Raw genomic sequence first — 4,970 nt, 5'->3', positions numbered from 1 at the left:
CAAGCCTTCCCGCACGGCTCTTCGCTTCCGACACCGGGTAGATTTCGGGGAAATAGAGGATCTTGTCCTGCACCAGGTAGAGAACTGCGACAATCGCGCAATACCCCAGCGCAGCGATGAGCAGAAGCGTCCCGAGTCGCCCAGGCATCATGGCGACAGATAGTATATCTCGGGGAACCCCCGGAGTGCCGTCCCGGCCGGAGCGGTTCGCGCGCCAGTCCCCCGAGGCGATCATTGCCACGGTGGCCTTGGACTCGCCGCCCAGGGAGGTCACGGAGATCTTCCCTTCCTCGAGGACCTTCTTGTGCTGCGCGCTGACGCTGGCGCTGACGCTGAAGATCCCCTTGTACGCGGCGTTCAGCGCCGCCTTGATCTCGGACGAGGAACCCGTGGAGGTGAAGGTGAACGCCATCATCCGGCCGTACACGATGTTCGATACGTAGATCGGAGGATTGTCCGGCCCGATCTTCCCGAGCTGGATCTGCTCGTTCAGCTTCGCCATGGTGAACTCGTCGGAGAAGAAGGACCCGGGGGTCTGGGGGGGCTCCACCACCACCTCGAACATCTTCTCGTAGAAGTAGACCATCACGGTCCGCTCGTTCGCGCTTCAGGAAACCGACGAGGAGGCGCTGGCCCGGAAGCCCATGTACTTCCCGGAAATCTTGGCCTGGAGCGGGAAGGACTGCTCCGAGCTGTAGTCCTCCATGAAGAACTGGATCGTGCTCGGGGTGACCAGGTTCGACGTGGTCGCGTTGTAGACCATGGAGCCGATGGCCTGGCTCACGTTGGCCTGGTTCGGTGTTTCCACCAGGCGGTAGTTGTCCACGGTGGCCAGGGAAGGGATGGAGATGTTGATCGGAGACCGCTCGCGGATCGTCAGCGGCAGCAGGGATCCGATCCCGTCCCGGTGGCTCTTCCCCTGGATGAGGCTGCCGGGCCAGAGCAGCTCCCGGTCCGGGCTGAACATGACGATCTTTTCCGGGGTATCGGTCATGGTGAACTCGGTGCTGGTGCACTGGTACATCTCCGACCGGTAGCCGAGAATGCTGTTGTCGATGGGATCGATGACGGGGACGTTGTCGATCAACTCGTCCGTCTGCACGGGATTGTCGATCCGGGTCGGGGGAACCGGCGGGGAGGGCGGGCTGTATTCCTCCCAGGTGGGGAGGCTTTTCAGATAGGTGCTGGTGTTCGCCTGGTTCGTCGTCTCTCCGCTTCCACCGCAGGCAAGCAATCCAAACGCGAGGACCGACAGAATCGCATTTCTTGGGCACCGGATCGGGAACATGGCATTCTCCTGTTTGGATTGACCATGGGTTAAGGGCGACGAGTTCCGACTAACCCAAACAGGTGTAAGCAATGTTCATTCCGGAGGGGCAATTGGGCTGGAAGAAATAATTACTTGGAAAACTTATTTCTACCCTATCAATAACAAGTCTGAATACGAATGGGTGATCTGCTTCCTGTTTGTTCCAATAATTTTCCCAATCGGGTCATTCCCCCACCTGGAAATTCCGGGGTGCATTCCCCGTCAAGACCCGGAGCGCGGCCCATCCCTATTCCCGGACCTTCCTGGCGCGGTACTGGAAGTAGGCGTCGCGGACGGCGAGGTACGGGTCGATGGCCGACTTCCGAAGATCCTCGTATTCCCCGATCCGAAGGGACACCTCGTTCTCCGCCTTGAGCGCCTCGCCCAGGTCGGGCTGGAGGGGGCGGAAGGGAAATATCCCGACGAGCTGAGCGGCGGGATGGTCCGGAGGGTCGCCTTCGCGCGCGCCATGGTGACGGACCCGGAGATCATTCTGTTCGACGAGCCCACCACGGGGCTGGACCCCATCATCCGCAACTCGATCCTGAACCTCATCTGCCACACGTACCACCGGCACGGTTTCACGATGGTGATGATCAGCCACGATATCCCGGAGATCTTCCAGTGGAGCCACCATGTCGCGGTCCTCCACGACGGGAAGGTGGTCCAGGCGGCTCCCACGGCGGAGGTGGTGAATTCCGTCGACCCGTTCGGCAGGCAGCTGATCCGGGGCGACATCACCGGGCCGGTCCATCTCATGTAGGGGGCGAGGATGAAGCGGGGGACTCTCGAGACGGCGGTCGGGCTGTTCGTCCTGTTCGGGTTGGCCTGCCTGGCCTGGCTCTCCATCAAGCTCGGCAAGCTGGAGATCGTGGGGGGAGACTACGTTCCCGTGCACGCGGATTTCGCTTCGGCCTCGGGGTTGAAGAAAGGGGCCAGCGTGGAGATCGCCGGCGTCGAGGTCGGGAAGGTGGATGCGATCACTCTCGACGGGTTCAAGGCCGACGTCCTGATGAAGATCCGCGCGGGGACCAGGGTCCAGGAGGACGCCATCGCCTCCATCCGGACCCGGGGCCTGATCGGGGACAAGTACGTGAACCTCGCACCCGGCGCGTCGGACCGGCTGATTCCTCCCGGGGGCAGGATCCGGGAGACCGAGTCCTCCGTGGACCTGGAAGAGCTGATCGGGAAATTTATCCATGGAAGCGCCAGGTAAGGCGGAAAGGAGGGGGCCAGGCGCTCCGGCGGGCCTCCTTTTCCCGGTCTGGGCGATCCTGATGGTCACCCTGTGGTGGATCCCGGGTCCTTCCATGGCGGGCGCACCCACCGAACAGATCCGGGGGACGATCGACCGCGCGATCGGGATCCTCAAGGACCCGGCGCTCGCGGCGAAGGGGATGCGGGCGGAGCGGAGCGATCTCCTGAGGAAGGAGATCGCTCCCGCCTTCGATTACAACGAGATGGCGAAGCGCTCCCTCGGCCCGAACTGGCGCGGGAGGACACCGGGGGAACGGGAACGGTTCTCCGCCCTGTTCCGGGAGCTGCTCGAAAACTCCTATTTCGGGAAGATCGAGTCGTACCAGGGGGAGGAGATCCGGTACCACGAGGAGACCATCGACGGACCGTACGCCCAGGTGAAGACCCTGGTGGTCACCCGCAACGGCCAGGAGGTTCCGGTGGACTACCGGATGCTCGCGGACGGCGACCGGTACAGGATCTACGACGTCGTCATCGAGGGGATCAGCCTGGTGAACAATTACCGATCGCAGTTCAACGGCATCCTCCGGAAGGCGACCTTCGAGGAGATGATGGAAAGCCTCCGGGCCACGATCCGGGAGCAACGTTCCTAGGCAGGCATCCCCGTTCCCCCGTGCCGGCGGGGAACCGGGCCATCCCGTAATTCGGTATTATCGTTCTTCCTTCAGGACGATCCGGATATCCTGATCGGGAGACTCCGCGAATTTCTTTCTGGCCAGCCGCAGGAGCCCCATGCGGTTGGAGTGTTTCCGCCTGGATCCCCGGCGTTCCACCAGACCGCCGAGGAGGATCTTCTCTCCGTTTTCCACCTTGTAGACCGAGAACAAGCGCGACATATCGCCGTTTTCCATCCCGGTTTTCTCTCACGTCCCCAAGCGAGCCTATAATAAAGCAATTTCGGTGCCCCCCTGTCAATATCTTTGTTTATCAGGAGGTTACAGAGTCGCCTCCCGGGCCCCGTGGGAAATTCATTTCCACAATTATCCCTTGCATTCCAAGGTGTTGGCGTAGGCACCTGGCTCGGGGGCTGTTGCAACCTCACGAGGACGAGAGTAAAAGGATACTACCGGTGCATTGCGGTTTATTCGGGCCAGGGGCCCGCTCCTGTGGCAGGGCGGGCCGGAAATGGAGGGGGGCGCGGGATGAAGCGGACCGCGGCATGCGGCGGGTTGCTTTTCATAGGGAAAACAGTACAGCGTGATGACCTTCGAGGAATACCGGAAGATGGTCCGCGAGGGGATGAAGGCCTCGCAGCAGGCGATGGAGGAAATGAAGCGCCAGGGGATTTCCCTTCCGGGGGCCTCCTCCCGACCCGGAGGGAAGGTCACGGTCGCCCGCATCTCCGGAGGGACGGTCGCCGGCTATGCCTGCGACGGGTACCGCGTGTCCGTGGGGGGAACGCCGCGGGAAGAAATCTGGGGGACCGGGAAGATCGATCCGGCCGGGGAACTTGGCCCCGCCGTGTGGAAGGAGTTCGAGGATCTGTCCCGGGAGATGAAGAAGATGGGGCTGGGGCAGGATGACTACGAGGAGTCGGCGGAGTACCGGAAGGTGCTGGAGAGCGGATACCCGATGAAGTTCGTGGACAAGGAGTCGGGCGCTACGCAGGAGGTGATCCGCGCGGAGAAGAAGGGGGAGACGCTGGACAGCATCCGCGAAGGGGCGAAGGAAGGGATCAAGAAGCTCTTCAAGTGGTGACCGGCGGCGGCGCCCGCTGTGCTGCGGAAGCCGGAGCGCATGAGGGGCGAACGTGGGCGCCGGCCACCCGATCCTCGCAAGCCATCCAGGCGACGCCGATGGTATAGTGATTCGCATGAAGGCGCTCCTCCTGGAAAACATCCACCCCGGGCAGTCCGCGTATTCAAGGAGGCGGGCTTCAAGGTGGAGGAGGTTCCCCACAGCCCCGGGAAAAAACTGCTCGCCCAGATGATGGAGAACGTGGCCGTCCTCGGGATCCGGTCGAAGACCCTCGTCGGCCCCGAGATCCTTCAGCGGGCGCCGAACCTGTCGGCGATCGGCGCCTTCTGCATCGGCACGGAGCAGATCGATATCCCCGCCTGCAGCGCGCAGGGGATCGCGGTCTTCAACGCCCCCTACAGCAATACGCGCAGCGTCGTCGAGATGGCCCTGGGCGAAATGATCCTGCTCCTGCGGGGGGTGTTCGAAAGCAGCGGCAGGCTCCACAACGGCGTATGGACGAAGTCCTCCGAAGGGTTCCACGAGATCCGGGGAAAGCGGCTGGGGATCATCGGATACGGGAATATCGGCTCCCAGCTGTCCATCCTCGCCGAATCCCTCGGGATGGAAGTCGTGTACCACGACATCGAGGAAAAGCTCTCCCTGGGGAACGCACGGAAGGTCCCACTCAAGCAGCTCCTGCGCCGCTCCGACATCATCACGGTCC

Annotated in this window: 7 protein-coding genes and 1 pseudogene (1 of these 8 only partly in view); 5 read left to right on the top strand and 3 right to left on the bottom strand. The window is 62.5% G+C overall.

All coding sequences use genetic code 11. From position 1 onward, the window contains the following. Both A2X88_02180 and A2X88_02175 read right to left on the bottom strand, forming a co-directional pair. Positions 1-586, bottom strand: a pseudogene (locus tag A2X88_02180) (hypothetical protein). A 21-nt stretch (positions 587-607) separates the two neighbouring features. Continuing rightward, entirely contained in the window at positions 608-1,288 is a 681-nt protein-coding gene (locus A2X88_02175) for a hypothetical protein (GenBank protein OGP33895.1), read from the bottom strand. A 460-nt stretch (positions 1,289-1,748) separates the two neighbouring features. Here A2X88_02175 and A2X88_02170 point away from each other — a divergent pair, with 460 nt between their 5' ends. The 3 genes from A2X88_02170 to A2X88_02160 all read left to right on the top strand — a co-directional run bounded on the left by A2X88_02170 (position 1,749) and on the right by A2X88_02160 (position 3,159). After that, the gene (locus A2X88_02170) at positions 1,749-2,072 is read left to right on the top strand and encodes a hypothetical protein (GenBank protein OGP33894.1); all 324 of its coding nucleotides are present in this window, start codon (positions 1,749-1,751) and stop codon (positions 2,070-2,072) included. A gap of 9 nt (positions 2,073-2,081) precedes the next feature. Beyond that, positions 2,082-2,525, top strand: a complete 444-nt coding sequence (locus A2X88_02165; GenBank protein OGP33893.1) for an outer membrane lipid asymmetry maintenance protein MlaD — start codon at positions 2,082-2,084, stop codon at positions 2,523-2,525. A 61-nt stretch (positions 2,526-2,586) separates the two neighbouring features. Beyond that, positions 2,587-3,159: a hypothetical protein gene (locus A2X88_02160; GenBank protein OGP33914.1), complete on the top strand. Its 573-nt coding sequence runs from the start codon at positions 2,587-2,589 to the stop codon at positions 3,157-3,159. 57 nt (positions 3,160-3,216) lie between these two features. On the opposite strand, the gene A2X88_02155 is transcribed toward A2X88_02160, so the two are convergent. Then, a complete protein-coding gene (locus A2X88_02155) occupies positions 3,217-3,417 on the bottom strand; it encodes a hypothetical protein (GenBank protein OGP33892.1) in 201 nt (66 codons plus the stop codon). 349 nt (positions 3,418-3,766) lie between these two features. Here A2X88_02155 and A2X88_02150 point away from each other — a divergent pair, with 349 nt between their 5' ends. Continuing rightward, the gene (locus A2X88_02150; protein OGP33891.1) at positions 3,767-4,264 is read left to right on the top strand and encodes a hypothetical protein; all 498 of its coding nucleotides are present in this window, start codon (positions 3,767-3,769) and stop codon (positions 4,262-4,264) included. 183 nt (positions 4,265-4,447) lie between these two features. After that, positions 4,448-4,970 carry the 5' portion of a hypothetical protein gene (locus A2X88_02145; GenBank protein ID OGP33890.1) on the top strand. 407 nt of this gene lie beyond the right edge of the window, so only the first 523 of its 930 coding nucleotides appear in the window; the start codon lies at positions 4,448-4,450; the stop codon falls past the right edge of the window.

It is taken from the genome of Deltaproteobacteria bacterium GWC2_65_14, assembly GCA_001797615.1.
Taxonomy (GTDB): domain Bacteria; phylum Desulfobacterota; class Deferrimicrobia; order Deferrimicrobiales; family Deferrimicrobiaceae; genus GWC2-65-14.
Note: the sequence above shows the minus strand (reverse complement) of the source record. Positions and strands in the feature narration are given on the sequence as shown.